The organism is Mesorhizobium silamurunense (assembly GCF_014843825.1).
GTDB classification, from domain to species: Bacteria; Pseudomonadota; Alphaproteobacteria; order Rhizobiales; family Rhizobiaceae; genus Mesorhizobium; species Mesorhizobium silamurunense.
Genome location: NZ_JHQR01000094.1, coordinates 1 through 26,668, shown reverse-complemented (window position 1 = coordinate 26,668; position 26,668 = coordinate 1). Strand labels below are relative to the sequence as shown.

General features: G+C 61.3%; 24 protein-coding genes and 2 pseudogenes. 15 read left to right on the top strand and 11 right to left on the bottom strand.

Translation table 11 applies throughout. From position 1 onward, the window contains the following. Nucleotides 1–213: 213 nt before the first annotated feature. Nucleotides 214–510 carry an adenylate cyclase gene (locus tag DH10_RS11335; protein WP_210327779.1) on the bottom strand — a complete coding sequence of 99 codons (297 nt, stop codon included), beginning with the start codon at nucleotides 508–510 and terminating at the stop codon, nucleotides 214–216. A gap of 146 nt (nucleotides 511–656) precedes the next feature. After that, nucleotides 657–854 carry a hypothetical protein gene (locus DH10_RS38405; RefSeq protein WP_485020590.1) on the bottom strand — a complete coding sequence of 66 codons (198 nt, stop codon included), beginning with the start codon at nucleotides 852–854 and terminating at the stop codon, nucleotides 657–659. Between the two features lie 24 nt (nucleotides 855–878). On the opposite strand from DH10_RS38405, the pseudogene DH10_RS37865 reads away from it, so the two are divergent. Continuing rightward, a pseudogene (locus DH10_RS37865) lies at nucleotides 879–1,226 on the top strand (CoA transferase); the annotation flags it as partial. A 35-nt stretch (nucleotides 1,227–1,261) separates the two neighbouring features. Here DH10_RS37865 and DH10_RS11320 read toward each other — a convergent pair. Genes DH10_RS11320 through DH10_RS11305 form a run of 4 tightly spaced genes read right to left on the bottom strand, consistent with a single transcriptional unit; the run spans nucleotide 1,262 to nucleotide 4,982 of the window. Then, the gene (locus DH10_RS11320) at nucleotides 1,262–2,212 is read right to left on the bottom strand and encodes a dihydrodipicolinate synthase family protein (protein ID WP_343221509.1); all 951 of its coding nucleotides are present in this window, start codon (nucleotides 2,210–2,212) and stop codon (nucleotides 1,262–1,264) included. Next, nucleotides 2,100–3,029 carry a hypothetical protein gene (locus DH10_RS36875; protein WP_246811542.1) on the bottom strand — a complete coding sequence of 310 codons (930 nt, stop codon included), beginning with the start codon at nucleotides 3,027–3,029 and terminating at the stop codon, nucleotides 2,100–2,102. Before DH10_RS36875 ends, DH10_RS11320 begins: the two co-directional genes overlap by 113 nt. Continuing rightward, entirely contained in the window at nucleotides 3,019–4,014 is a 996-nt protein-coding gene (locus tag DH10_RS11310; protein WP_192384734.1) for a Gfo/Idh/MocA family protein, read from the bottom strand. The genes DH10_RS36875 and DH10_RS11310 overlap by 11 nt, the downstream gene beginning before the upstream one ends. After that, complete coding sequence (locus DH10_RS11305; protein ID WP_192384733.1) at nucleotides 4,011–4,982, bottom strand: Gfo/Idh/MocA family protein; 972 nt, start codon at nucleotides 4,980–4,982, stop codon at nucleotides 4,011–4,013. Before DH10_RS11305 ends, DH10_RS11310 begins: the two co-directional genes overlap by 4 nt. A 121-nt stretch (nucleotides 4,983–5,103) precedes the next feature. Between DH10_RS11305 and DH10_RS11300 the strand changes: the two genes are divergently transcribed. The 8 genes from DH10_RS11300 (at nucleotide 5,104) to DH10_RS11265 (ending at nucleotide 13,232) form a co-directional block, all read left to right on the top strand. After that, entirely contained in the window at nucleotides 5,104–5,817 is a 714-nt protein-coding gene (locus tag DH10_RS11300; RefSeq protein ID WP_192257724.1) for a FadR/GntR family transcriptional regulator, read from the top strand. 21 nt (nucleotides 5,818–5,838) lie between these two features. After that, nucleotides 5,839–7,413, top strand: a complete 1,575-nt coding sequence (locus DH10_RS11295) for an ABC transporter substrate-binding protein (protein WP_192384732.1) — start codon at nucleotides 5,839–5,841, stop codon at nucleotides 7,411–7,413. A 79-nt stretch (nucleotides 7,414–7,492) separates the two neighbouring features. Continuing rightward, nucleotides 7,493–8,452 carry an ABC transporter permease gene (locus DH10_RS11290; RefSeq protein ID WP_192384731.1) on the top strand — a complete coding sequence of 320 codons (960 nt, stop codon included), beginning with the start codon at nucleotides 7,493–7,495 and terminating at the stop codon, nucleotides 8,450–8,452. Beyond that, nucleotides 8,449–9,342, top strand: a complete 894-nt coding sequence (locus DH10_RS11285) for an ABC transporter permease (protein ID WP_192384730.1) — start codon at nucleotides 8,449–8,451, stop codon at nucleotides 9,340–9,342. Before DH10_RS11290 ends, DH10_RS11285 begins: the two co-directional genes overlap by 4 nt. 11 nt (nucleotides 9,343–9,353) lie before the next feature. After that, nucleotides 9,354–10,271, top strand: coding sequence for a dihydrodipicolinate synthase family protein (locus tag DH10_RS11280; protein ID WP_192384729.1), 918 nt, complete (start codon nucleotides 9,354–9,356; stop codon nucleotides 10,269–10,271). Between the two features lie 2 nt (nucleotides 10,272–10,273). Continuing rightward, nucleotides 10,274–11,281: an ABC transporter ATP-binding protein gene (locus tag DH10_RS11275; RefSeq protein ID WP_192384728.1), complete on the top strand. Its 1,008-nt coding sequence runs from the start codon at nucleotides 10,274–10,276 to the stop codon at nucleotides 11,279–11,281. Then, a complete protein-coding gene (locus DH10_RS11270) occupies nucleotides 11,278–12,252 on the top strand; it encodes an ABC transporter ATP-binding protein (protein ID WP_192384727.1) in 975 nt (324 codons plus the stop codon). Before DH10_RS11275 ends, DH10_RS11270 begins: the two co-directional genes overlap by 4 nt. 710 nt (nucleotides 12,253–12,962) lie before the next feature. Next, a complete protein-coding gene (locus DH10_RS11265) occupies nucleotides 12,963–13,232 on the top strand; it encodes a hypothetical protein (RefSeq protein ID WP_192384726.1) in 270 nt (89 codons plus the stop codon). A 153-nt stretch (nucleotides 13,233–13,385) separates the two neighbouring features. Here the strand turns inward: DH10_RS11265 and DH10_RS11260 are convergent, their stop codons facing one another. After that, entirely contained in the window at nucleotides 13,386–14,060 is a 675-nt protein-coding gene (locus tag DH10_RS11260; protein ID WP_192384725.1) for a protein-L-isoaspartate(D-aspartate) O-methyltransferase, read from the bottom strand. A gap of 90 nt (nucleotides 14,061–14,150) precedes the next feature. Between DH10_RS11260 and DH10_RS36870 the strand changes: the two are divergent. Beyond that, nucleotides 14,151–14,578, top strand: a pseudogene (locus tag DH10_RS36870) (transposase); the annotation flags it as partial. A 214-nt stretch (nucleotides 14,579–14,792) separates the two neighbouring features. Here DH10_RS36870 and DH10_RS11255 read toward each other — a convergent pair. Next, nucleotides 14,793–15,041, bottom strand: a complete 249-nt coding sequence (locus DH10_RS11255; protein ID WP_192384738.1) for a hypothetical protein — start codon at nucleotides 15,039–15,041, stop codon at nucleotides 14,793–14,795. A 700-nt stretch (nucleotides 15,042–15,741) separates the two neighbouring features. Between DH10_RS11255 and DH10_RS36865 the strand changes: the two genes are divergently transcribed. Then, a complete protein-coding gene (locus DH10_RS36865; protein ID WP_376774937.1) occupies nucleotides 15,742–16,056 on the top strand; it encodes a hypothetical protein in 315 nt (104 codons plus the stop codon). An 801-nt stretch (nucleotides 16,057–16,857) separates the two neighbouring features. Next, nucleotides 16,858–17,121 (top strand): exopolysaccharide production repressor protein, encoded by a 264-nt coding sequence (locus DH10_RS11250; protein WP_192384724.1) that lies wholly within the window; start codon nucleotides 16,858–16,860, stop codon nucleotides 17,119–17,121. A 273-nt stretch (nucleotides 17,122–17,394) separates the two neighbouring features. Here the strand turns inward: DH10_RS11250 and DH10_RS11245 are convergent, their stop codons facing one another. After that, nucleotides 17,395–18,444, bottom strand: a complete 1,050-nt coding sequence (locus DH10_RS11245) for a hypothetical protein (RefSeq protein ID WP_246811540.1) — start codon at nucleotides 18,442–18,444, stop codon at nucleotides 17,395–17,397. 59 nt (nucleotides 18,445–18,503) lie between these two features. On the opposite strand from DH10_RS11245, the gene DH10_RS11240 reads away from it, so the two are divergent. Next, complete coding sequence (locus DH10_RS11240; protein ID WP_192242631.1) at nucleotides 18,504–19,217, top strand: glycosyltransferase family 25 protein; 714 nt, start codon at nucleotides 18,504–18,506, stop codon at nucleotides 19,215–19,217. Between the two features lie 54 nt (nucleotides 19,218–19,271). Here DH10_RS11240 and DH10_RS11235 read toward each other — a convergent pair whose 3' ends face one another. Beyond that, nucleotides 19,272–20,375 (bottom strand): tetratricopeptide repeat-containing glycosyltransferase, encoded by a 1,104-nt coding sequence (locus DH10_RS11235; protein WP_192384723.1) that lies wholly within the window; start codon nucleotides 20,373–20,375, stop codon nucleotides 19,272–19,274. A gap of 90 nt (nucleotides 20,376–20,465) precedes the next feature. Next, complete coding sequence (locus DH10_RS11230; protein WP_192384722.1) at nucleotides 20,466–24,236, bottom strand: glycosyltransferase; 3,771 nt, start codon at nucleotides 24,234–24,236, stop codon at nucleotides 20,466–20,468. 1,101 nt (nucleotides 24,237–25,337) lie between these two features. Here DH10_RS11230 and DH10_RS11225 point away from each other — a divergent pair. Then, nucleotides 25,338–25,649, top strand: a complete 312-nt coding sequence (locus DH10_RS11225; RefSeq protein WP_192242641.1) for a hypothetical protein — start codon at nucleotides 25,338–25,340, stop codon at nucleotides 25,647–25,649. Between the two features lie 91 nt (nucleotides 25,650–25,740). Then, a partial coding sequence (locus DH10_RS37610; protein WP_192384721.1) for a DUF4347 domain-containing protein occupies nucleotides 25,741–26,668 on the top strand: 928 nt, incomplete at its 3' end.

Here is a 26,668-nt window from a genome sequence, read left to right as displayed (position 1 = left end):
CTCGGCTGGACAGGCCGCAGGCGAAGGCGAGGGACACGGTCGATCGGGAAGGTGACGACGAGCGGGAACTCGACGAAGCCTGTGAAACGATCATGTGGCCGGACGACCTGGAATCGCAGGAGATGCTGCCCACAATCTGAAAGTGCCCACGATGAGCATTTTGGCCCGGCTGCTATGCGGCCGGACCATTGTTTTGCCGACTGCGACCGTCACCTAGTGGTTATGGGGCTGCTGGAAGCCGGCGACATCGTACTGAGATACGCTCTTCGGATTGTTCGAATTCTGCGGCTGCTCGCCGGCATAGTGCGTTCCCGCATTCCCATCGGGGTTGAAGGCAGAGCCCGGAGCAGAGGCGGAGTGGCCTGGGGTGGCACATCCTGTTTCAGGGGTTCCGATCGTTTGGCTGGGCTGGCCAGGCGCGCCCGTGACCGTATGGACATTGCCGGCAGAAGCCAAGGTAGCGGAGGCTGCGAGCAAGCCCAGCGTCATCGACACGAGGAGATGTCTCATGGTGTTCTCCTAAAGCATTGCGTTTCAGGACGGCGCTCGGGTTTGCGACCACCCGGGATGAAGCACAAACGCTTTTCGAACCGCCGCTCATCTCGTGATCGCGAGCCTGTGATGGCGCTCCCGATGGGTGGCGGACTTTTTAGCTCTCAGGGCAAGCGGAACCCATTCATGACCTTGGGCTCGCTGAAGTTGCCCCAGCAACGCTGGGAAAGCTGACTTCCGATTGGCGGAAACGCCGCATGGACGACCTTAATGCCCTTTGTCTGCAGGAAATCAGCGACAGGGACGAAATCCCGGTCTGACGAAACGATCACCCCGGACTCGTATCCGTTCGACCACGCCAGGGCTAATCATGTCCGTCACGATGCGTGTATCGACACCCTTCTCCTCTGTGCCGCGCATGTCCGCGCTACAGGTCGGGCAATTTGGTATCACCCTGGCATGACGGGCATTTGGGAAAGCCCTTCTTTGCCGGGCGCTCAACCAAGGTTGCATTCGGCGGCTGTCGAAAGCGGAACGCGGTGCTTCGAGGGCGCAATCGAATAAACTGCGCTCACCAGACGGACGCCATTCAGGCGGAGCGCGACCCACAGGTCCAGCTCATTGGCATGATCACTTCCTACAAGCACCCGACGGCTGGCGAAGTGAAGGTGGTGGCGCCGACGGTGAAACTGTCGGAGACGCCGGCGGCGATCGAACGCCCGGCGCCGCTCGTTGGCGAACACACACGCGAAATCCTTGCCGAATATGGCTATGGCGCAGCCGAGATCGACGACGTGCTCACCCGCGGCATCGGCGGCGAGCCGAAGCGCGCCTGCCCGCTAAAACCATTCGGGGAAGGCCGCGCGAACGGCCTTCCGCAATGCCGGTATGTCTTCATCCGGAACCGATGAATAGGGCCACAATAGCCGCGGCCCGAGCGTACCCCAGCCACCGGCTGCGACCATCGCCTTGTCGAGGGCAGCGTCGCTGACCGCGTAACGCGCCCGGAACGGCAGGACATGGTCGGCGAGGAACGCCTGGATGCGAACCTCCATCTCGGCGGCGGCATGTTCTTCGGCAAGTATCTGAGCCCACCATTGCAATGCACCCTTGTGGGGGTGAGACAGGCGACGTTGGAATAGCTGCCATGCGCGCCGTGGGCATAGCCGGTCGCCAGCGTGTGGCCTGGCACGAACACCGAAAGGCCTGGCAGTTCGCGCCGCATGTCCGCATACCAGCCGGCGTCGCCGCCGGGTAGTTTGGCGCCGACAAGCGAGGGCACCGCGGTTCGCAGCGCGGCAATGCTTTCGAGGCTCAGCCGCCGCTTGGCGTGCGGCGGGTTGTAGAACACCAGAGAAGTGCGCGGCGCCGCCTCGGCCAGGCCCGAAACGAAACGCAGCACTTCCTCGTCGCTCGGCGGCCACCAGTCCGGCAAGGTGAATTGCACAGCCGAGGGTCTCAGTCCCGCAACGCGTTTCAGCCGCTCACGTGCAACGCGCGGGTTGGACTGGCTGATGCCGATCTGGAAAGGGATGTTCGCAGCGCCGGCGATTTGCGCCACCATCTCGCTCAGCCGGTCGAATTCGGCTTCCGTCTGGCAATGGAACTCACATGCCGTGCCGTTGGAATAGACGCCGTGAACGCCCGATGCGCAGAGCCGCGCGACGGTGTCTTGCGTGGCGCTCCAGTCGATATTGCCATCCAGGCGCACCGCCAGCATCACGGCGCCCCAGATGCCGCGCGGCGCATGTTCGGGAAGGACGCAGAGATGATCGCTCATGATCCGACCAGCGTAGTGTGAAGGAAAGAGGCGCAAAGTCGCCAAGGCGGATCTCGATGCGACCCTTCCTTGGAACGATCAGCAGCGGCGACAACGATCCCGTGGTGATCGCCATGCCTTTTCTAAAACCGCCGAAATGATCGAAGGCCATCCCAGCGAAAGCAACGATGGGAGAGATGGCGTCGCCGAACGGGTATTTGGCGGTCTCGCGCTGGCTGGTCGCCCCATCGCAGGAAAGCGTGATCGCCATGCCATCGACCTTCGGCTCGTGCGCCAGGATCTGCGTGCCGATGACATAGCCGCCGGTGATCATATTGTCGGCGAGCGGACCGAACGGGCCGGCTTCGGTTCGGTCATCGATGCGGGAGCCGATGAGTTCGATGCCGAGAACGAAATGTTCGACCGTCTGCAACACGGCATCGCGCCCAGCCTTGGCGATCTCGGGCGTAAGATCGGCGCCGAGCCGGACGGCCACTTCGATCTCCAGCCCGGCGAGATCGCGTTCGCCAAGTTCGATCGTTCCGCCATCGTCTATAACTATTCCGGCGGGGATCGGCGCACCCGTCGCAATGCCATCGGGCGGCATCGCCACCTTGCCGACAGGCGCGCTTCCGCCAAGCAGCTTCATGACTTCGCCCTGAATTGCCATCGCCTCATCGCGCGTCAAGTCGATGAAACGCGACGCCGGCACGCGTCGGCACGGATCGCTGTGAGCCACGGCGATTGCCGCGGCAATTGCATCGATATCAGCCGGCATCGGCGATCGTCTCCTCGCGGCGGGATTTGTCCGACGCGCAAGCTGCCTCGATGATGCCGATAAGCTTGCGCCCATAGGCGCCGGTCACCGGTACCGGCTTGTTTTCGACGATGGCGTCGCGCAACGCTGCCCATTCGCGTTTCACCGCATTGTGCATCCAGGCCGGCTCGAACGAATCCGGCAGGTCGGCCCACACCGTATCCCGACCGATCATCGTGCCGCGATCCATGTCGATGCGCAGCGTGCCGCGCTCGCAGACCAGATCCATCGCAAAGCCGACCGCGCCATCGCGATAGCCGACGCTCTGCACCTGGCCCAGGCCGCCGCCGTTGAAGCGCAGCGCCAGCATCGAGGTGTCGTCGGCCTCCTGTTCGTGGAACTTCGCTCCGAGCATGGCGCTCACCGAGATGACGTCGTCATCCATCAGCCAGACAAGACGGTCGAGCGCGTGAATGCCAGCGGTCATCAGCATGCCGCCACCGGTGGTGTTGCGCAGGTGCCAGTCGCGCCGGTTATGCTCCATCCACAGCTTGATCATCCAGCTCGACGCGATCATCGGCCGTCCGATCTCGCCCGCCTCGATGACCTTCTTCGCCGCCATGCAGGGTTTCGAGAAATGCAGGAGGTGGGCGACCATCAGCTTGACGCCGTTCTGCCTCACCGCCGCGTTGATCGCATCGCATTCGGCCACGGTTCGCGCCATCGGCTTTTCGAGCAGAATGTGCTTGCCGGCCTTGGCCGCTCCTACAGCCATTTCGGCATGCAATGCATGCGGGGCAGCGATGACGACGGCATCGACGCCGCCGTCTTCGAGAAGTTCGCGCCAGTCGGTGTAGCCCTTGCCGCCATGTTCGGCCGTGAAGGCGGCCAGCGCTGTCGCGTCGCCACGGCAGGCAGCGACCAGGCGTATGCCATCGACCTCCCTGATCGCGCGCGCATGCGCGGCGCCGAAATCGCCTGCGCCGATAATGCCTATTCCAATCATCGTCCTGCCTTCTGGTACGCGGCGTCGATCAGCGACATCGCCGCAACATAGTCGTCCATGGAGATTGCCGGCGCCGCCTTTCGCTGCAATCGTTCGAACGTGTCGCGCAAGCAGAGCCGGTAGCGCGTAGCCGGCAGCTCGACCGGCAAGTCGACAATCGCAGCGTCGTCGAGCGTCGCGCAGATCGCCGTGTCGCCACGGTCGATCAGCGTGGCATTGGCGCTGACGATGCGCCATTCGAAATCGCCGCCGGGCTGCATTGAGGCGAAGGTATAGCCCGCCTCCACCGTAAACACCGCGCCGGCCTCGTCCTCGAGTACCAGCAGCGCATAGTCCTCAACCGGAGACCTGTGGATGCGGTTGCCCACCGATACGGATTTGAGAAGGAGCTCTCCGCTGGCGAAGCTCAGCGCAGCATCAACACCGTGAATGCCCAGGTTGCGCAATGCGCCGCCACCGCCAATCGCGGGATCCACCACCCAGGCAACGCCGTCGGCGGCATAGCGCTTGGGCGGCCCGTTGACGACGCGGAAATGGCTGTGCGCGAGTTGGCCGGCGCGGCCGTCCTGGCGCAATCTTTCAAAGGCGATCACCGCCGGGCCGAAGCGATTGGGCAAGGGCACGCTGACGAAGGCCTTTCGTCGATGCGCCAGGTCTCGCAGTTGGAGCAGCGGCGCCGTGCTGCTCGCCGCCGGCTTCTCAAGGACAAGCGGGATATCAGCCTCGATCACACTGCGCGCCCTGGCGGGCACGTTCGAAGGATGTCCCATCAGCAGGATCAGATCGGCAGGTGCCGTCAAAACGCCTTCGAATGCGGCAATCGCGTTCAGCGAGTTGCACGCCGCAAAGCCCTTCGCATGCGCCTCGTCCTCGTCCCACACGCCGATAATTTGAGCGCCGGCAGCGCGCGCCGCATCGAGATGCATGTCGGCGTGCCAGTGGCTCGTGCCGGCCAGAACGATCTTCATGTCCCTGAAATTTCCTCCAATGACTTGCAGGATATCCCACAAGTCGTTATAGGACAAGTAATCAACCTCCCGGACGAAGTGGTTATTGGGCGTCGGACAACAGTGGGAGCAGGGGAGCAAAATGCCGGTACTGAAGTCGATCGAACCGCTCAGCCGACCGCCGCTTCTGCATGTAACCGTTCAGGAAAGCCTGCGGAAATATATCGAGGCCAACAGGCTGAAGGCGGGCGACCCATTGCCGCCCGAGACGTTCCTGGCGCAGCAGCTCGGCGTTGGCCGCAATTCAGTCCGCGAAGCGATCAAGGCGCTGGAATCGATCGGCATATTGGAGACGCGCCGCGGCATCGGCGTGTTCGTCAAGGAATTCTCATTCAAGCCGCTTCTCGACAATCTGGCTTACGGCCTGCAGGACTCGCTGCGCGATGTCGAGGAACTGCGCGAGATCCGCCGCGTGCTCGAGACTGGCCTGATCGCCAAGACCATCGAAATGATCAGCTCCGAGGACATCGACGAGCTTCGCCGGCTGACTGAAAGCATGCGCCAGCGGGCCGAACGCAGCGAGAGCTTTGCCGAAGAGGACCAGCAGTTCCACCAGATGCTGTTCCGCTGCCAGAACAACCACATGCTGAGCGCTCTTATCGACATCTTCTGGGTGGCGTTCAACAAGGCCTCGGACTTCACCAATCTCGACAATCCGACGCCGCTCGCCACCTGGCGCGATCATCATGAAATCGTCGAGGCGGTCGCCGCCAAGGATGTCGACCGGGCACGCAGCCGGCTCGACGATCACTACAGAGGTATTCAGCAAGTCATCGCAAAAAACCGCACAATTTGAAAAATGCCAAGGGAGGAAACCATGCGCATGAAGACGATAGCCATTGCCGCCGCGCTGCTGCTCGGCACCGGCCTGCCGACCATCGTGCAGGCACAAAGTCCAAAGACAATTGCCGGCGGATTCGACGTCGGTCCCGGCGGTTTCCCCAAGAACTTCAATCCGCTGGTCGCGACCGGCGGCTTCACCTGGCTCAGCACCTATTTTGAACCACTGGTCATCTGGAACGCCGGGCTGACCGAACTCGAAGGCGACCTGGCCAAGAACTACACGGTCAGCGGCGACCAACTGACCTACACGTTCAACCTGGTCAAGGAGACCTGGCACGACGGCAAGCCTTTCACGTCCAAGGACGTGAAATTCACCATCGAGCTTGCCAAGAACAAGGCTTCCGGCAGCCTGCTTGCGGCACGCCTCGGCGATGTCGCGTCGGTCGAGGCGCCTGACGACAGTACCGTGATCATCAAACTGTCCAAGCCGAACGGCTCCTTCCTGTCCATTCTTTCGCAGGTGCTGATCCTGCCGGAGCATGCCCTTGCCGGCATGCCGCCGGAATCGCTGGCGACCAGCACCTGGTGGTCGACCAGTCCGGTCGGCACAGGTCCGTTCAAGTTCAAGAAATATGTCACCGACCAATATGTCGAACTGGCCGCGGACGACGACTATCGTGGCGGCAAGCCGAAGGTCGACGTGCTGATCAACCGCTATTTCGAGAGCCCGGCGGCAGCCGTCGCGGCGCTGCGGGCGGGTGAGATCCAGTTCACCTATGTCGAGACCGACGATGCGGCATCGTTCAAGACCGACACCAGCTTCAAGGTGATCGAGGGCGGCTCGTATGTGGTCAACTATATCGGCCTCAACCAGAAGGTCGACCTGTTCAAGGATCTTAAGGTTCGTCAGGCAATCATATACGCGATCGACCGTAACGCCATCATCGAGAGCCTCTATGGCGGCGCAGCCAAACCAGCCAATTGCGGTTATGTCGCGCCGCAACTGGTTCCCGAAGGACTGGAGACCTACGCCTACGATCCGGCCAAGGCCAAGGCACTGCTGACCGAGGCCGGCTGGGACAAGATCAACGGCGACAAGCCCATCACCTTGCTGACCTACTACGGCTCGCCGCAGGCCGCCAACGTCATGGCCGCCGTCCAGTCCATGCTGGCCCAAGTCGGCATCAACGTCGTGCCGCGCGTCGTCGACACGCCGACCTACAATGGCATCGTCTACAAGGAAGGCACGCCGGACTGGAGCGCATTCCCCATGGTCTATGCCGGCCTGCAGAACGGTCCGAACCCGGCCGGCATCAATCCGGGTCTGAACAAGTCGCAGATTCCGCCCGCTGGCTTCAACACCATGCGCATCGAGTTCGACGATCTGAGCGCGGCTTTCGACAAGGCGCTCGGTGAAACCGATGCATCGAAACTCGATGCCGCCTGGCAGGATGTCTGCAAGGTGATGAACAAGGATCTTCCCTGGGCAACGCTGTGGGTGGCCAATCGCTACGGCGTTGCGTCCAACAAGCTGAAGGACTTTGTCTGGACGCCTGCGCCCGCTGGCGGTCCTTACGCGGCCCATCCCGAGATGTGGGACATCCAGTAGGCAGGCGGGCCTCCCGCTTCGCCAAAACGGCCGGCTTCCTCCGCGATGCCGGCCCATGCCATCCACTCCCGGAAAGCCGATGCTGAGTTTCATCGTCCGCCGCTGCGCCACAGGATTGTTGATGCTGGTCGCCTTGAGCCTCCTCATCTTCGTCCTGCTGCGCCTGGCGCCCGGCGATCCGATCGACGCCTATATCAACCCTTCGGTGCCGATGTCGGCCTCCGATCTCGAGACGCTGCGCGACCGCCTCGGTCTCGATCAGCCGCTGCCGCTTCAGTATTTCGGCTGGCTGCGCGCGGCGCTGTCTGGCGATTTCGGCTATTCGATCCAGCGCAGCGGCGTGCGGGTGCTGCCGCTGGTGATGGAGCGCATCGGGCCGACTGCTCTCCTGATGGGCATGGGGCTGGCGATCGCCATCATCGTCGGCATTGCGGCCGGCATCTACAGTGCCGTGCGCCGCAACGCCTGGCCCGATATTGCAATGTCCGTGCTGTCCTTCATCGGCATATCGAGCCCGGCCTTCCTGAGCGCTTTGCTCGGCCTCTATTTCTTCTCGGTGCTGTTGCGCTGGGCGCCGTCCGGCGGCATGCAGACTGCCGGTGCGCCATTCTCTATCGCGGACGTGCTCGCGCATCTGATCCTGCCGGCGTGCCTGCTGTCGATCGGCCACGCGGCACTGATCATGCGGTATATGCGTGCCTCGCTGCTCGAAGTGCTCAACCAGGACTATGTCCGCACCGCCCGCGCCAAGGGCGTTCGCGAGTTCTGGGTGATCATCAAGCACGCCACTCGCAACGCTCTCTTGCCGGTCATCACGCTGATCGGCTCGACCGTGGGCATCGCCGTCGGCGGCGCGATCTTCCTTGAGAGCGTCTTCAACTGGCCGGGCATGGGCCTGCTTTTGGTCAACGCCGTCGGCACGCGTGATTATCCCGTCATCATGGGCGCCACGTTGGTCATCGGTGTCTGCGTCATTCTGGTCAACATTCTCACCGACGTCGCCTACGCCTTCGTCGATCCGCGCATCCAGGTGGCATGATGACGGTTGTCGCGATCTATCCTCCAGTTGCAAGAAAAACCAAGGGTCCGTTGCGCCGTGCGCTCGACCGCTTCATCGAGAACCGCGCCGCGCGGGCCGGCCTGCTCATCGTGATCCCGGTGCTGATAGCGGTCATGACCTATCACTGGTGGTGGCCATACGCGCCCAACGCCATCGACCTGAAGGCCATGAACAAGGGGCCCTCCGCCACCCATTGGCTCGGCAGCGACGGCGTCGGCCGCGACGTCTTCGCGCGACTTCTGCAAGGCGGTCGCATTTCGCTTTTGGTCGCCGTCTGCTCGGTCGCGATCTCTATCGTCATTGGGTTTCTCGTCGGCGCTATCGCAAGCTTCGGCGGCCGCGTCGTCGATGCGACCGCAATGCGCTTCGTCGATCTCGCCATGACTTTGCCACCGGTCATCTTCCTGCTGGTGCTTGCCTCGATCGCCGGCACCGGCATCGCGCCGACAATCCTCGTCATCTCGCTACTCTCCTGGCCGGTTCTGTCGCGCATGGTCAGGGCCCGGCTGCTCGAACTGCGCGAGCGTGATTTCGTCGTTGCGGCGCGCGGCATGGGGGCAGGGCTGCCGCATCTCCTGTTTCGCCACGGCCTGCCCAATTGCATAGACATCCTCGTCGTCTACGCGACCTTGCAGATCGCCAACGCGATCCTGCTGGAAGCCGGCCTCTCCTCCCTCGGCCTCGGCATTGCCCCGCCCGAAGCGAGCTGGGGCAACATGCTCAATCTCGCCCGCTCCACCGTCGTCCTCGAACAATATCCCTGGCAGTGGATGTTCCCCGGTGCCGCCCTCGTGCTCACGGTCCTTGCCATTAATTTCATTGGCGACGGCCTGCGTGACGCTTTCGATCCCCGATCCGATCTCAGCTGAAGGTTCTCAAAATGCCACTCTTTACCGGCGTCGTGCCGCCCGTCGTTACCCCCCTCAACGCCGATTACAGCATCGATTTTCCCTCGTTCACCCGAACGCTGGAGAACCTGCTCGGCGGTGGCGTCCACGGGCTGTTCGTGCTTGGCTCGACCAGCGAGGTTGTCTTCCACGATGAAGCTGGGCGCAAGGCGATCATCGAGCACGCGGTGAAGGTCAACAATGGCCGCGTGCCGATCTTTGTCGGCGTCATCGACCCGACCACTGATCGCGTCATCAACCATTCGAAGATCGCCAGGTCGGCCGGCGCCGACGCAATCGTCGTCACCGCGCCGTTTTACGCACGCACGAGCCAGCCGGAGATCATCGACCATTTCCGCTACATCAAGGATGCGATCGACATCCCGATCATCGCCTATGACATCCCGGTTTGCGTCCATATCAAGCTCGATCGCAAGACGACCGTGACCCTTGCCAGGGAAGGCACCATCGCCGGCCTAAAAGATTCCAGCGGCGATGACGGCAATCTGCGTTACGTGCTGAAAGACATGGCCGGCGACGCCAATTTCTTCGGCATGACTGGCTCCGAGATCATGGTCGACACGGCCCTTGGCATGGGCGCGCATGGCGTCGTGCCGGGCATCGCCAATGTCGACCCGCACGGCTATGTCAAGATGTGGAACCTGATGCAGGCCGGCAAGCATGCCGAGGCCCGCGTCGAGCAGGAGCGGCTGTTGAGGCTGTTCGAGATCGTCTGGATTGCGCTCGGCCGCACCAGCGCCGGTTCGGCCGGCGTCGGCTCCTTCAAGACGGCCATGCGCAGCCTTGGCATCATCGCCACCAACAGGATGGCCCGTCCGCAACGCGACCTCAACGCCGAGGAAACGGCCAAGGTCGACGCGATCCTGCGCGACGTTGGCCTGCTCGGCTGACAATGGAAGCGCCGATCCTCCAGATTGCCGGATTGCGTGCCGTGTTCCGCATTGCGGGGCGCGACATCGCTGCCGTGCAGGATATCGATCTGGAGATCGGCTCCGGCGAAACCGTGGCGCTGGTCGGCGAGTCCGGTTCGGGCAAGTCGGTCACCAGCCTCTCCATCATGGGACTGCTGGCGAAGAAGATCGGCCATATCGCCGATGGCCACATCTCGATCAGGCGGCGCGACGGGTCCGTCACCGAGCTGACCGGCCTCGACGCGGAGCAGTTGCGCCGCGTGCGCGGCAACGACATCGGCATGGTCTTTCAGGAGCCGATGACCAGCCTCAACCCGGTCTACACAATCGGCGAGCAGATCGCCGAGCCGATCCGCATCCATCTCGGCAAATCGCACCGCGAGGCATCAGCCGAGGCGGTGCGCCTGCTGACGCAGGTCGGCATTCCAGACCCAGCGCGGCGCGCGAAACAATACCCGCACGAGCTCTCGGGCGGCATGCGCCAGCGCGCCACCATTGCCATGGCGCTCGCCTGCGACCCGACTTTGCTGATCGCCGACGAACCGACCACGGCGCTTGACGTGACAATCCAGGCGCAGATCCTCGATCTGCTTGCCGACCTTCAGGCTGAGCACGGCATGGGCATCCTCTTCGTCACCCACAATCTTGGCGTGGTTGCCGAAATCGCTGACCGCGTAGCGGTCATGTATGCCGGGCGCATCGTCGAGACCGGCCCGGTGAGCGAAGTCTTCGCCCGTCCACGCCATCCCTATACGATCGGCCTGATGCGCTCGTTGCCACGGCTGGGCCAGGCAACGGCGCTGAAGGCGGCTGGCAAACCGCTGCCGACGATCGCCGGCAACGTCCCCTCGCTGGCCATGCTGCCCAAGGGCTGTTCCTTCGCACCGAGGTGCCCGATGGCGATCGACGCCTGCCGTGCCGCCGTGCCGCCGCTGTTGCAGGTGTCGCCGACACAGGCGAGCCGGTGCATTCGCTGGGAGGAGCTATGAGCGCGCTAGCTCCCTATCTGTCTGTTCGCAACCTGACCAAGCATTTCGCGCCGACTGCGTTCTCGCGCGGGCCTGTGGTCAAGGCGCTGCAAGACATTTCCTTCGACATTCCTCGTGGCCAGGTGGTCGGGCTGGTCGGCGAATCCGGTTCCGGCAAGACGACCATTGGCCGTTCCGTGTTGCGGCTGATCGAACCGACGTCAGGGGAGATACGCTTCGACGGCAAGGACATCGTCAAGCTGGGGGCAGGGGATCTTCGCCGCCAGCGCCGCAACATGCAGTATATTTTCCAAGATCCCTTCGCCAGCCTGTCGCCGCGCATGACTATCGGCCAGATCCTCACCGAAGGCCTGGATATCCAGAGGATCGGCAACCGCGCCGAGCGACGGGCGCGGGCTGAAAAGGCATTGGCCGCCGTCGAGCTGCCGGTCGATGCCTGTGACCGCTATGCGCACGAATTTTCGGGCGGCCAGCGGCAGCGCATCGGCATCGCGCGCGCGCTCACGCTGGAACCCGAGTTCATCGTCGCCGACGAGCCCGTCTCGGCCCTCGACGTGTCGATCCAGGCGCAGGTGATCAATCTTTTGCGAGACCTGCAGCTGCGGCTCGGCCTGACGATGCTGTTCATCTCGCATGATCTGGCGGTGGTCGAATATATTTGCGACACCGTCATCGTGCTTTATCTTGGGCGCATCATGGAGATCGCACCGGCGGCGAGCCTCTACGCCCGCCCGCAACACCCCTACACACAGGCGCTGCTGTCGGCGGTTCCCTCGCCGGATCCGACGAAGCGCTTGAAGCGCCAAATACTGAAGGGCGATATTCCAAGCCCCGCCAACCCGCCGTCGGGCTGCGTGTTCCGCACCCGCTGCCCGTATGTGATCGAGGCCTGCGCCGGCGTGGTGCCTGAATTGCGCGAGACCGAGGCGGGACACCTCAAGGCCTGCATCCGCGACGACATCCCGGCATGAAGACCTTCGTCTTTCCCTATCTCGACGCACGTTCGCGCGAGCGCCAGCTGCGGCGATCATCGTCGACAAGCACGTTGCAGGCCCACTCGATCGGGCCGAGTTCAACTCCCCAAGCCGATGGCCGATGGCTGATCCGGGCTTGCAGCCTAAACCAGTCGACCCGAGACGGAACGATTCCGCTAAGGTCGCGGCCTCTAGCCTATAACGGCGGCAGCGGAGGACTGCCACATCGCCGGACGCACTGCGTAAGCAAGATGCACCCGTAGCTCAGCTGGATAGAGCGTCGCCCTCCGAAGGTAGGGCACACAAGAGCGCCTACGAGCGAGAATACTGGCGCCGGTGGGCCGAGGGTGCGACGAATGATCGTCCTACATGTTGCTGCAGGGACGGATCGGCGGCTTCGGCTTGAAGGGTGCTGTCTGGCGCCTAAGGGGAACGTCAGCCAGCGACGTTCGGATCGGCTTGACGGTAGCAGTGGATTGAGGGGCGGCCACACGCTTGGCGAGCAGCGCCGCCGACATTTTGGCGAGCTTAGATTTTATACCCAAAGTCTCCTCCCAAGACCTACTCCGGCGTTCGTTTCTACCACAGGTAGCGCCGCACTCGCATTTAAATTTTCTAATTCACCTGCGGGAGCGTAGCCGGTGGTAGACCGATGACCGCGAAGCGGCGCCGCCTATCTTCCGGCCATCCTTGCCGCGCTGGAACTCATGCCGGCGAACGCTGTCGACCGCATTGCCCCGCGGGCTCTCGACCTGAAGACCGACACCGGCGATCGGCGCGCCCGGCATGCGGCCTCGATCTATCGGGCGCCAGAAAATGCCGGCAGGAAGGAATTCGAAGATGGCGAGTTGCTGGACAAGGTCGCCGGACTGATCGTCGCGGGTAAAGGTCGCTCGACCGTGACGATCGTGGCTCGATCGGCTTCGATCGATCCCAAGCAGCAATATGCGATTGCGCAGAGGCTTCGCCGAAAATGAAATGCACAAAATAGGCTGTATGCATTTCCGTCCCATGGCATCCCTCCGACCATGGCGAAGAACACCACCATCATCATACACCGGCCGCGGCGATCACGCACCGAAGGCTGGCATCCGGCTGGCGGTCGGAAGCGAAGTCGCGGCCACACTTCATTAGACGGTTTCGAGCCGGCTGAACCGAACCGGGATGAGTTTCCGAGCCTCGAGTTGCCCTGCCGCATCCTTGTCGATGATAGTCAGAAACTGTCCCTCTTCAGACGCCAAAGGCAGAACAAGGCGTCCCCCTGGCTTGAGTTGATCCAGCAAAGCTGGCGGCGTTCGCTCAGCCGCGACGCTAACCAGGATCTTATCGAATGGGGCGTGCTCGGGCCAGCCGCGAGACCCGTCTCCGACACGAATGGCAACATTCGAGAAGCCAAGGCCCTGGAGCAGAGCCTCGGCATGGCTTGCGAATTCCTCGATGATTTCGACGCTCCAAACTTGTCCGGCGAGTTCCGCGAGAATCGCGGTTTGGTAGCCCAGGCCGGTTCCGATCTCGAGCACTGCCTCGTGCGGTTGGGGAGTGAGGAGATCGGTCATCAGAGCGACAATGAAGGGTTGCGAGACGGTCTTACCGAAGCCGATCGGCAGCGGCATGTCCTGGTAGGCATACGGCGCGACCGCGGCTGGCACGAAGAGATGTCGCGGGACCCGCCGCATCGATGCCAGCACCCGCTCATCGAGCGTTGCCTTGCCGAGTTCTTCGCTAGCCAGCTCGGCATGGATCGCAATCATCTCGACCATGTGCCTGCGTAGAATCGCCAGGTGCTCTTCATTCATCGGTTTCATGACGGTGAGGCTTTCCTCGACCAACTGCTGCCAGATAGCTTTATATCCTGTTCGTCTTGTCACAGTAACCGACAAGGCCGATGTGCTGGACATTGCGTACGGGGCTGGTTTCGCCGGGCCGACCTCAAGTCGGAAAGCTGCTACCGCACGCGGCTTTTGCTGACGCACCAGCGCAATCTAAAGGCCAAGTTCCTCGATCTGGAGAACGCCATCCGGCACTCGCTGAAGTCGTTCGGCACCCGGTTGAGCAAGGTATCAGGCGCGCGGCTTTCGAGCGGACAGTGCGCGCGCGGTGGCGAACGATCCGCTGCCGGCCGAACTGATGGACGCCATGCTGGCTGCCCGCGCGGCGCTATGGAGGAGAGTACTGCCGGCTGCATGATCTCCTCAAGATGGTGGCGCGCAGCGAGCCCGTGTGGGCGCTTAACGGCCATCCCGTCGGCCCGGTGACAGCGCTCTCCCTTGTGACAGTGGTCGACGACCCGTCGCGCCTCCGCCGCTCGGGTGACGTCGCGGCCCGTTTGCAGGCCACTCGCGTTGTTCCGTCCACTTTCCTGCCTGTGGGGGACACACAATGAGGCGCCCTGAACTCCCGCCGGTCTGGAGTTTCTCTGGCTCCTGACGATTCCGCTGTCGGTCGAGTGTTGGCGCTAGGTGGTCGAAGGACTCTCCTGGGAATCGACGTTGTCCGTGCCGGCTCAGCTTCCAAAAAAGATCACCCGGGTCGGTGGATCAATAGTTGCCGTTGTAGTCGCGAACGTCGCAGGCGTGGTGTAGATGCGATCTTAACGGTCCTGATAACGGCAGAGCTGATCGCGGCGGGGTGGTGGCGTTGCCGACGACTGCGCCAAGCAATGCGCCGCTCGCGATCCGGCCCACAGCGGTTTGAACCTCGAGGCTGGCTGGACGCGCGACGAGGTCGTCCGTTCGCTGCGGCAGCTCATCGCGGCCAACAATGTGACCCAAAATGGACAGCGCCAAGGTCGAGGCCTTCTTGCGATCGCAAGGTGCGGATGAGAATCAGTCGGCATTGATTGTGCCGCGGAATGGGGCCGTGTCCGCCGGCCACGCCAGCGGGGGCTAAGGAAGGAGACGGCCCGGCACGCTGGCGGGGTAGCCCAGCACGGGTCGGGCCTAACCGGCGAGGATCGCTACAAGGGATAGGCTCCCCCGCCAACTGCCGGCGATGCCCCTGACTGCTATTCCCTGCTCCTCCTTATGGATGCGTTTCAACTGTAAGCAGAAACGCATATTTTCTCGTCAGCCGGCACCCCTCTTAGCGATACTATGCCCCCACCGGTCAGGCCTGGTGCCCTTGCTCCTTCATGCCACCCAAACCGACAAGGGTGCCGGGCTGCTCCCGCCGGCGTGAGTGACGAAGCCCGCCTGCCGCTGGCCAGCGCTAACCACGATCTTCGGTTCCCTTTCCGCACTGCCATTGCCTCTGCAACTGTCACATGGAGTCCCGGACATCTGCCTATTAGTATTCAGAAGCTCATCTTGGGCTCGAAGTCCTTGTCCTGCGCAGAGGTCGTATCGCTGCCCACGCACAAATCTTTCAAGCTGACATGTAAGGTCTAAGCCTTTTGGAGAGATACTGTATTTTGCGTGGAAGGATTAATGTAAGTTTCGCGAAAAATGGGATGCCAACATGGCGACGGAAAGCACTAGATGTAAAGGTTTGGTGTCCGAGAACTTGGTATCAGAGGCTCAGGCACGCCGCGATTTTCTCAAAAAGGCTGGCCGCTTCGCAGCGATAACTCCGCCGGCTATAACGCTTCTTCTGGGCACAAGCCTGAACTCCAAGGCTATCGCGAAATCTGGCGGATCAACTCCAGGCAATTCTGGCGGTTCCACTCCGGGCAACGGAGGGGGAGGCAACCACTTTCATCCTCGCCCTCGCGGCCGAGGCCTCAATTCCGGTGGAGGCCGCTCCGGCGGCGACAACTATGGTGGCGGATCTCACGGCGGCTCAAGGGCCGGCGATCCAAACTAGGTGGTCGCCGCTCATTTTTCGATTGAGCATATGTGAACCCTCGCCTCGATCCGGGAGGTTGGAGACATGCTTTGAGGTACCTGACAGCTGAGCCATCACGAGCGGCACGAAGGCGGGGATCATCAGTGATTTTGAAATGGTCACAGGATTCCGAGCTCGAGGAAACTCGCCGGCATGCGCCAGGCATTTGAGCCCGCTGGAGGCCCATCGCTCACCGATCCTTCCGAAGGTGAGGCTAGTGTTACCAGCACCAATGACACAGTTCTGGGGGCAGGCAGGCAAAAGCCGGCCCGAACGAAAGGCTTAAACCGGCTTTTGCTCTCGATCGGAGTAGAGGTCGCGTTGGGCCACCTACTTTATTAGCAATAGATTATGTTCGGAGAAGAACCTACCATTGGCGTTTTCAAGCGCTGTGTGGGGAGTACCAATGCGCACAATTCTGGCTCTGGCCGCGCTCACAACCTGTTTCGCCCTTTGGGATCGATTTGCGAACGACGGCACCTATAGCGCCGCCCTGCAACGAAACATCTTTGGCGCAGCGCTCTCGGGGTGATGATCTTGATCGAGTGTTGCCAGCGTGCAGCCACTGTGGCGACCAAGGCCGGCAAGCCCAACAGTAAGTTCGAGTCCGGCGAGCCGTCATCACCTGTGAACTCCGAGTGGTAGTAGGTGAACTTACCTTGGCGCCGGCAGCTCACTCGGTGCTTCATCGAACTTGGTACTGGTGGCGATACTTGCTCGATTGCTAAAATAGGGAAATTTTCGCCTTGAGTGCGTGAGGATGGAAGCAGGATTGGGGAGATGTATTTTCCTCAGTTTCTGGTCGGAATGCTGATGGCGTCGAGCGTTGTCGGAACCTGGGCCTACGCGGCCACAGGATCCATTTGGATGAGTATTGCCTGGACCCTCATCGCCGCGGTTCTCTTGCAGGTCGGGTATCTCGGGTTTGTGTTCAGGCTTTTATATGGTCAGCGACACTCCGAGCAGAAGGCGGAGGCGACTAATCCGGACGCTACTAAACAACAGGCCGTTCCGCGCCAGCCAAGACATAACGACGGTCGCTAACCCAGTGCTGACTTAGGTTTGCTCGACCCCGCTTAATTGAAAGGGCCTGTACGATAATGCGGGTGTACAAACCCGTGTCATGCGGAAATCTGCCATGCGTCAGCGGAAAGGGATGCGTCGGATTGAGCTGCAACAAGCCCTAGAGTTGGGCTCAGCTTGTCAGAGCCGCTGTCAAGCTGGTTTCGGCCCATAATACAAATCGCTGCTCGCCGGTCACCGCAGATCGTCCGGCAGGTTTGCGCTCACAAAATTTCCGCACACTGCCCACATTGATCAACGTCGCTGCTGGGAAGCATGCAGCAATTCCTGCAGTCGGACCGGCAGGTGCGGCGAGGCATGCAATTCGGCACAGCTCCTTTTCCATCGCCGGAGATATTCGGCGATCGGAACCCCGCTGCGGCCAGGCCAGCGGTTGAGCGCGCCCAGCGCCTCGATACATCCGGGCGTGCGGTCGTATTCGGCGAGCAGGATCACGGACATTGCCCGAGCGAATGGATTGAGGCCAGGTATTTCGATCTCGTTGCGGTGATCGGTGAACCATGCCGCAGCGTCGCTGGTAAGCCGTTGTTGGTCGGCGAGCGCGCTATAGCCTCTGATCATATCCTCGCTATAGTTTCCAATAGAATCACCGAAAGCGTTGTCGCCGGCGAAGGGCGGGTCCTCCTTCCAGCCTTTCGCCAACCGCCTGAGGCCACGCAGCGAGAACGCTTCGACCATCGCTTCTTCCAGCCACTGGCAGGGCGGCGCCGGCTTGGCATCCGGCTGCCAACTGTTGGCGAGTACGTGGCCAAGCTCGTGCCCGAACTGGTAGGCAAGCTTCGACCAGTCCCTTTCGCCGATGTCGACAATGATCCAAGCCAAACTGCTGCCGTCCGGATGCAGCCAGATCGCCGGCTGGCCGGAGGTGTGCTCGTCGACCCGGAGCCGCATAGGCTGGCGATCAGAGAGGAGTCGGATGCCGTCCAGGCAGGCGTGCCGCATGCGTTCGATGACCTGTTCTGCCGCGTGCGGAAGCATGTGGCCCCAATTGCCCGCGAGCTCGACGGGGGCGGAGAGGAGCGTCGCGGAGGGAGCAGTTGGGGATAGCGGCATAGCTGCGTCGTTCGGTTCCAAGCTGGCCGAAAACTTTGCTATTGCGGTAGCCGAACCTGCCGCAACGATGGCGCCGAGCGCCAGCTCTCGCCGCGTCATAAACTCTCCAATTGCTGGAAGCAAATCATCTTCGATGATGTCATCCGAGGCATCTCGCCAGCTATCACCGAACCAGCTAGACTCGGATTTTTCAAGTGGAGCCTTGGGCGCAAGCTGGCCCGCGCGATGCAAAGAAGAACACGCGGACCGGGACACAAAGAAGGTCTGAAGGCGTGATAGACGAAATTTTCGTGATCAATCTCGACCGAAGCGTCGGGCGTCTGGATAATTTTCGCAAGTTAAACCCGCACGTCCGAAATATTCGAAGGTTCTCCGGGGTGGACGGTAAGTCAGTTGATCGAGATCGGCTGATGAGCGATCAGATCATCGCTCCAAATTTAGACTACGCGGCTGGCAGTTTGGGCTGCGCCATTTCGCACGTGACACTCTGGAGAGAGGCTGTCGGACGGCACAAAGTGATAACTGTTGCCGAAGACGATGCGATCTTCTCTCGCGAGTTCGAACGGCATACGAGTTCGCTGTTGTCGAATATTCGAGGCGACTGGGACTTTATCCTGTGGAGTGCAAGCTTGCGATGCTATGCCTGGCTAAACGCCCTTCCTGGCGGGACCGGTGCCAGGCTGGAGTTCTTTCCGGGTGAAGTCATGACGCATATTGCGGACTTCCAGGAGGCGGTAATCGAACCTACTCTGCTTCGAGCGCACTATCTGCTCGGCACAGTTTGTTATTCCGTCTCGCCACGTGGCGCGCGAGCGCTGTTGGAGTGGTGCCTTCCGATACGGCCGATGATTGTCGATTTTGCGGGCTTCGGACTAAGGCTGAACAATACAGGAATTGATTGCATCATGGCCGGCGTGATGCCGTCGCTCAAAGCCTACGTGTGCTTGCCGCCGCTTGTTATTAGTGACGAACGGCCAGAGGAATCGGTGCGGATCAACACGTGAATAAGGGTGGCTCGGCATTGTCCTTCCCGATCCAGCTTACGAGAATAGGTAATCTCAGCGCGAAGCCTCCACGCCAAGCGGTGCTACCCGATCCTCTTGCCGCCGCCGAATGAAGAAATCGAGGTTGTTCCTGAGACGCTCATTGCCCGGATCAAGCTCGAGCGCCATTTCCCCCCACTCCACAGCACGGTCCATCGCATTCAGGTGCCATGAGGCGATGGCACCCAAATCAAACAGCCGAAAACCCCAGCAGTTCTGGTCGTCGAGATAGCTGCCTGTGCGGTGGGTCTTTTCGATTCCGTTGGTGCAAGCCCAGAACAGATTCAACCAGTCGGCCCTGCCGTGGAGCTCCTCTGCCAGGTCGGCCCAGATCTCGCGGCGATGCGGCGCTTCCATTCGTGCTTTGTCCAACCACACCAGTCTCTGGTCAGGCAGCATACGTGCGATGTAACGCATCGCTTCGGATCGTTCTTCGCCCCAGGTGCTTGTCGGCAAGGCAAGGTAGTGCTCAAGCAACTGGACGGCCCGATCTTGCTGGTTCGCCCACATCAGGTCCCGCCCGAGCCAGAAACATATCTGTGCGTCGTCGGGATCTTCCTTGTACGCGACCTCCATCAGCGGCAGGTAGCTGCTCCTTGTTGGCTTGGCCAAGTCCTGCACCTCGAACATGACAAGGTCATCGCTGGTCGCGGCCACCTCCCTTTCTCCGGTGAAGACGAGGGCCTCATGGACGGGGCGTTTGAAGCGATACCCCCAGCGATGGTGAAAATTCTTCGTGGCCCATTGCCGCAACGGTGTCGGGTCTTCGACCCTCGATCTGTAGATCGTCTGGCAATAGAGGGCTGTCGTTTCGGGTTTCCAAGCCGCCTCCAGCTTGGGGCGCCAGCCGGGCTCGAGGAACCGATCCATGTCCATGGTGCAGCATACGTCGACGTCGGTGGGGATCAGTGCCATGGCGGCATTCCGGGCGTCGTCGAAGCGCCATGGGCGGATGGCTATCCGGTGCACGGTGACGCCAGCATTGATCAAGCGTGCTACCGTTTCGTCGGTACTGCCGGTGTCGGCGACTATCCGATAGTCGGCATCGACAGCCGAATTTGCCCACCTCTCGACGTGTGCGGCTTCGTTCAACGCGATGGTATAGACGGCGACTTTCAAGGAGGGGCTCCGCGATTAGGCGCAACCATGACCGCCGCTCTGCCTATACGGGTGGACTCGCCCGAACCCGTCCGCAATGGCCTGCTGCGCTCATCGAACAAGTCCGACGCCCCCACGCTTGCGGATCGCCACCAGGCCGCCGAGCAGTTTTGCCCGGCTAAGCTCGAAGTGGCTGTCGAAGAACCGGATTTCGGCAAACTGATCGGCGAGGTCGCTGATACCCATGGGGTCAAGTGATCGCGCCGTGCCGTGCTGTTGGATTTCTCGCAAGAGATTCTTGGTGAGCGTGATTTTGCTGGCATCCTCGCCAGGTGGCTGCCAGTCGAGGTCTTCGATGAAATACCATCCACCCTCTGCAAGCAGTGGGAAGAATTCGCGCAGCGTCAGCTGCTCGTCAAACGAGGCGTGGCTGCCGTCGTCGATGATCACGTCAAGCGAACCCGGCTCGAGTTTTTCCGCGACGGAGCGCAGATCCTCGAGCTTGGATTGGTCACAAACGAAAGATTTGAATCGCTCATTGTTCAGTTGAGAAAAATCCGTCAGGTCGACACCGATCACCTGGGCGTATGGAAAATAGGACTGCCAGAGCGAGACCGAGGGCGTCTCGGACTGGCTGCCTTCCGCTGCGATGCGACAGAGCCCGATCTCCATCAGCCCGCGCATGGAGAGCCTTCTGCTCGACAGCAGTCGCTCGTAGACGCGCGCGTAAGCATGCCGGTTGCCTGTATGCCGGTTCTTGTCGGTGTTGAAGCGATCAGCAAGATTGATGAGCGTAGGAAAGCTCTGCAGCGGCTCGATCAGCAAAGAGATGAGCGGCGCTCCTTCCCCGTTCGAGCGAGCCTCGTTTCGTGCCGTCCACAGATGTGTTCCGACGACGCGCTCATCATTCAAGTAGACAGCCAAATCTGACAGCGGCTTTTCGAACTCGCTTATCTCGGTCCAATCGATGGAGTTGAAGAACATCGGCCCGAATACCCATTCGCGCAGCTCGGCGCCTGTATCCGAAGCGATGTAGTCGGAGAGCAGTTTCGGACCAATCTCGCCGAACCCCTTGCCGCTCTCACCATAGAACCGCTCGATGGACATCTCGTAGAGGGCTCTCAAATGGTGGCTGAAGGCTTCGGCATAGATCACGTTCCCGCAGATGAAGTGGCCTTGGTGCCCGCCGCGCCATTGCAGATTGAAAAAGTAATCGCCGCGGAACGGGAATGGTCGCAGCATGACCACGTCGCAATCCATCCACAACCCGCCATGTTCGTAAAGTACGGCGTAGCGAAAGGCGTCGCTGAAATACCGGATCTCGGAGCCGGCGACCATTCGCTCGAACAAGCTGCGCGGCATCACGTCATCCGCCGCGCGTACCTCGATGCCGAGCGGCAGAAGAAATTCAAGCTTGTTCGGAGAGTAGCTCCAGACCCTCACCGGATGGCCTGCCGCGCGCATCGACGTGGTGGCGGCAACCAAGGTCAGATGCTTCGCATTGTCGGACAGCACCTCGTAGAAGCAGTGGATTTGAGGCAGCGCGGCGTCTCCCCCGCCCAGGAAGGGGGCGATCCGGCTATCGAAGGCTCGCGATTGAGCGCGACGCTCATGCGGCGAATCCGCGAAACGAAGGAATGGCGCCAGCTCGAGCAGGACCTCCTCTGTACTTTTCGCATCGCTGGAGAGGACAACGCTGCTCGCCTCCTTCGAGAGTCCGCCGCCAGGCCGGTGTTGCTGACGGCGGTCGCCGGGTCCGGGCCGGGCGTACCGCTGAGCTTCCACAATTTGTACGTTCGCGCCATCCAGCGACTTCATGGCCGGTGAGCTCCAATAATCCTCGCTCGAAGGCAAATTGTCTGTGGCCTCCAGCAGCGCGCTTACCTCCGACGCATCGACGACGGCGATCCACGCCTCTCTATCGGCGACGCCATACGAAATCAGCAGGCGCTCCTCTTTTGGGTGCCAGGCTAGGCCGGCGGCAAACTCAACCCCCTTCTCGTTGAGGAAGAACGGCCGGCTGATCTTTGCCAAGCAGCCTGTTTCGTCCAACCAAACGAAGCGGTGCTGGCAGTATCGCTGAGCCCCGTCCGGCCTTGTGCGCGTCTCATGGACGAGTGCCAGCCATCCGCCTTCGAATGCAATCGCCTGCGTGCCTCCCTTGAGCTGGTCGGCAGCGACGGAAGGCGGCTTTTCCGATATCGTCTGCCCTTGATCGCCGACGATGCGGATGGGATCACCCACAGAAAAGAACTGCAGCCGCTCCCGGTCGGTGTCGATGCCAGCCGGCTTGACGAGGGGCGCCCAGTTGTTGTCGTTGACCTTCGCACCGATCGGGCGCAGTACACGCCAGTCAGTCATCTGGTATGGCGCAGGCCCGCGATCGTCGATGCGCGCAATGACTGGGTCGTACCGGCCGTCTCCAGCCGACGCCCGCAGGTATGCGCTGCTCCACAATTGCCCCTCCCAGGCAAACGGACGCATGGCCCCAAGCCCGCAGGCCCGGTCATAAGCAGGTCGCGGCAAGTCGGCCGGCTGTGAAATCTCATCGGCCGAGGCGATGCCGAATTCATTGTCGATGCGCAGCAAGAAATTGCGTGTGTGGACTGCCGCCCGATCCGGCACTTGAGCCCGGAGATTCTCTTCGGCCCCCATCAAGCCGACTGCCCCCTGCAACAGCACGATCTTGTCGCCCCACCGAGCCACCGACGGGTTTGAGAGCCGGTAGCCGTCGGGGGGCGTGAACTCGACCGGGCGCGCGGTGAACGATGGCATCATCGTCTTGGCGGACTGAATGTAGAAGAACAGGTTGGACCGCGCCAGATCGCGGGGACCATCCGCGATGCCCCGGTTCAGCGCTAGCCAGTTGCACGCCGCGAAACCGCGGTCCTTGCGTAAAGGATCCCGCGCGTAGTTTGCCGCGATCGCGTATTCCTCGCGAAGGCCCGTCGTATAGATGAAATCCTCGAGAAACAGGATGTCCTGCTCTGGTCTCCCGATCGCCAGCCCCGCTTCCGAAAACAGCACGCTGGCCTCGTTCATCCCCTTCTCGCGATGGAACCGCGCGAGGTCGTAGAGCGGCTCGGCGCGTTGCGGGCGCTGATTGAAGGCAGCAAGCGCCTGGCGAATGAAGCCTGCGTCGTCCCCGAGGTTTTTTAAGCAGCGCGCCTCCTGCAGGCGAGCGTTCCAAGCTTCCTCATCCCAGCCGCCCATAGCTGCCCGTTTGGCGTAGGCTACCGCCGCCTCGGCCGTGCGTCCGGCGTCGCGGTAGGACTGCGCCAGATAAAACCAGTATCGGTGGTTCTCCGGATCCTTTTCCAGCGCTTCCAGTAGAAGCTTGATGTCGCGCTCGAACTTGTCGACGCGGTTCGATCCGCTGGCATGATCCTTGTACCAAACACTCCGCAGCTCCTTCACGTCGCCGGGAACGTCAAGATACTCATGCGTCACGCCATGGTAACGCGCGCCGGCATCGCGCCTGACAATACGGGTGTTCCAATAAGCGAGGTCGGAACCGGACCGCTGGAGCAGCCGATAACCAGGACCGTCGAGCTGCGCTCGGAAGCCCGCGTCCTCGACGACAAGCTCCATGTCGGCGTCGTCAAAAAGCAGATAGTCATAGGCGAGCGACGAAGCATAGGCATGATCGAGCGCGGCGTTGCGCGCCTGTTCGAAATTTTCGAAGGGGAACTCATGCAACTCGCCGGGCAGGTTGCGAGCGGCGAAGAATGCTCTGATGAAATCCTGTGTCCCATCGGTCGACCCGGTGTCGCCGATGACCCAGCAGTCGATATGGTCGACAACCGCCCCTAGACAGCGCTGCAGGTTCGCCATCTCGTTCTTGACGATCATGTTCAGGCAAAGTCGCTTGCCCGTAGTCATCTGTGAATTGCCATCTCTCGCTGTGACGGTCCGCCACGTTCAAGGAATGCCATTCTCTCGTACCGCGGATCAGTTCGCGGGGCCGTCCCAAAGCTTCCATTGTTCACTGGCGTTCAAATCAGTCCAATCGTCTGGCCGGCCACCGCAGCAGCTAAGATCCTCAGACGATCCCCGCCCACTTGACCGCCATTTGCCAAGCGCCGTCAAGATCGACGAAGGGGTTGTCGCGTCGACCCGATCGCCACGCCGCGAGGAATTGCGGCGCTTGAGCTCGATCACGTTTTTGAGATTGACGAAAATTGAGGGGCGAGCGTTAAGCTACGGATTTCCAAAATATTTTCTTGAGTTTTGGTCCTGTAATAAATGCCGACCTAATACTTTTGCGGTAGATAAGTTCCGTCGCTTCATAGTTTACAAACCGCTAATTTTCGAATTTGCTAACGTACTGCTGTTGGGGGCCCACGGGTCGTGGGTAGCTGGCATTCTGCGGAAGTCGTAGGGAGTCGAGCCAGAGGGTTCCGGAGTAGCAAGGCCAAAGTCGCGGACGACTAAGCACGTGCGTTTAGTGAGCGCACGGCAGCGTTGACGTTTGTCTTTTTTGTTCGAGTCGGACGGGTTTTTCCACTCCGGAGCTCTCTCGCGAGTTTTCGCCGAGACATCGGCGTCAGCTGTGACGGGAGTGGGTCGTGTATCGAGTGATATCACGTGCGTTTCGCAGGGAGTTTGAAGCCCGCCGCTTCGACAAGCTTCAAAAGTATCCGCAACTGAGCGCCACAGGCAGTGCCGATCCATGCCCCGGTGGGCAATTTGTTGCTGCAACCTGCGGCGGGCTGCTCCCTTGTCCTGCGTCCAAACCAAATCCGTGCGGGCTTATTCAAACCGCGTGTCGCCGGCGAAGGGAGCCGTCTGCGTCTTCCTACCCGCCGATCGGACCCAGGAGTCGCCTGGGGCAAAGGCTGCATCGCATCACGCCTTCGCGGGCGAGCTTTCGTGAGAGGTTGCGGCCAAGCTCGTCGGGTCGGGGGCGCACTGTGGTGATTGAAAATCAAGTGTCAAGCAGGAGAAGCCGCGGCACAGCCGCCGCTAATCGGGGAGTGCATGATGAGCTACGCAACTGTGTCTGCTGCAATGGATGTCACCGTTAGGGGCGTCTTGCCCATCGGCGACGCGACCGAAAATATAACCTATTTCATTCTGGACGCCGCCAAGAACGCGATCGTCGGCCAGGTCATTCTTCCCGCCGCCGTCAAGCGAAGCCACGCTGTCGCTATAACCGTCAAGGTTCCAAGCACCGCCGGCTCACTTGCCATCGGGACCTTTGAGGATGGCAATTTCCGGGTTTCTGGCTTCCTACGCGTAGAGGCCCCCACTGTCGGTCGCCCCAGCGGGGCCGTCGGGCCTTCCGGAAGATGACCGCGGCCAAACGCCGTTTGCGCACCGCTCGCCGACTAAGCCGGTGGGCGGTTTTTCCTTGAATTGAATTGGAAGCGAACAGGAGCCAGTCATGGCCCGTGCCTCTGAAATTCTTTTTGTGGATCCTTCGATCTCCGACCTTGAGACTGTTCTGAGCAACGTGCGACCGGGGGTCCAGGCCATCGTGCTCGATGGCCGTCAACCGGCGGCGGCGCAGATGGCCGCGGCGCTTAGAGGGCACGAAGAGCTGGACGCGGTCCACATCATCGCGCATGGAGCGCCGGGTCGGGTTAACTTCACTTCAGGAGAATGGTCGGCCGGGACGTTCAAAGGGGCGGCTGAGGAATTCGCCGCAATCGGCAGGGCGCTAGCTGCGGACGGCGAACTGCGGCTCTGGAGCTGCAAGACGGCGCTGGGAAAGGCAGGCAATGCCTTCGTCGACGCTTTGGAAGAGGCCGTCGGCGTGGATGTCTGCGCGTCCAGTTCGCTTGTTGGCGCAGCCGCTCTTGGCGGTGCGTGGGAACTACCCGCACGTGCGGGCGCGTCCGCGCCCCTGCCGCCGCTGACCCCAGTTGGCGTAGGAAGTTACACCGGGGTCCTGGTAGCGGGTAATCTGACGCTTACTGGTACGATTACTGGTCCTGGCAACAGCAGTAATGTCAACACATACTACCTGGTGGATACAACAGCAAACCCTGATACGGTGGTCGGCAGCTTCCAGCTTCCATCTGCAACCAACGGCGTGGTATTTGCGTTTGCTGCGACGATAACAGTTCCAGACACTACTCATAATTATACCATTTACAACCAGAATTTTGGCGTAATGGGTACACTTACGCCTGGTGCCGGTAATACTTATATTTTCACATCCGGCGCGGCTAATCCCACCAATAACAACAACTTCGATGGAGGTAGTTTCGCCGTTACGAGTCAAATAGGCCCGACGGGCCCGGCTGGTGCGACCGGCGCCACGGGTGCGACCGGCGCCACGGGCGCGGGTGCAACAGGCGCGACAGGCG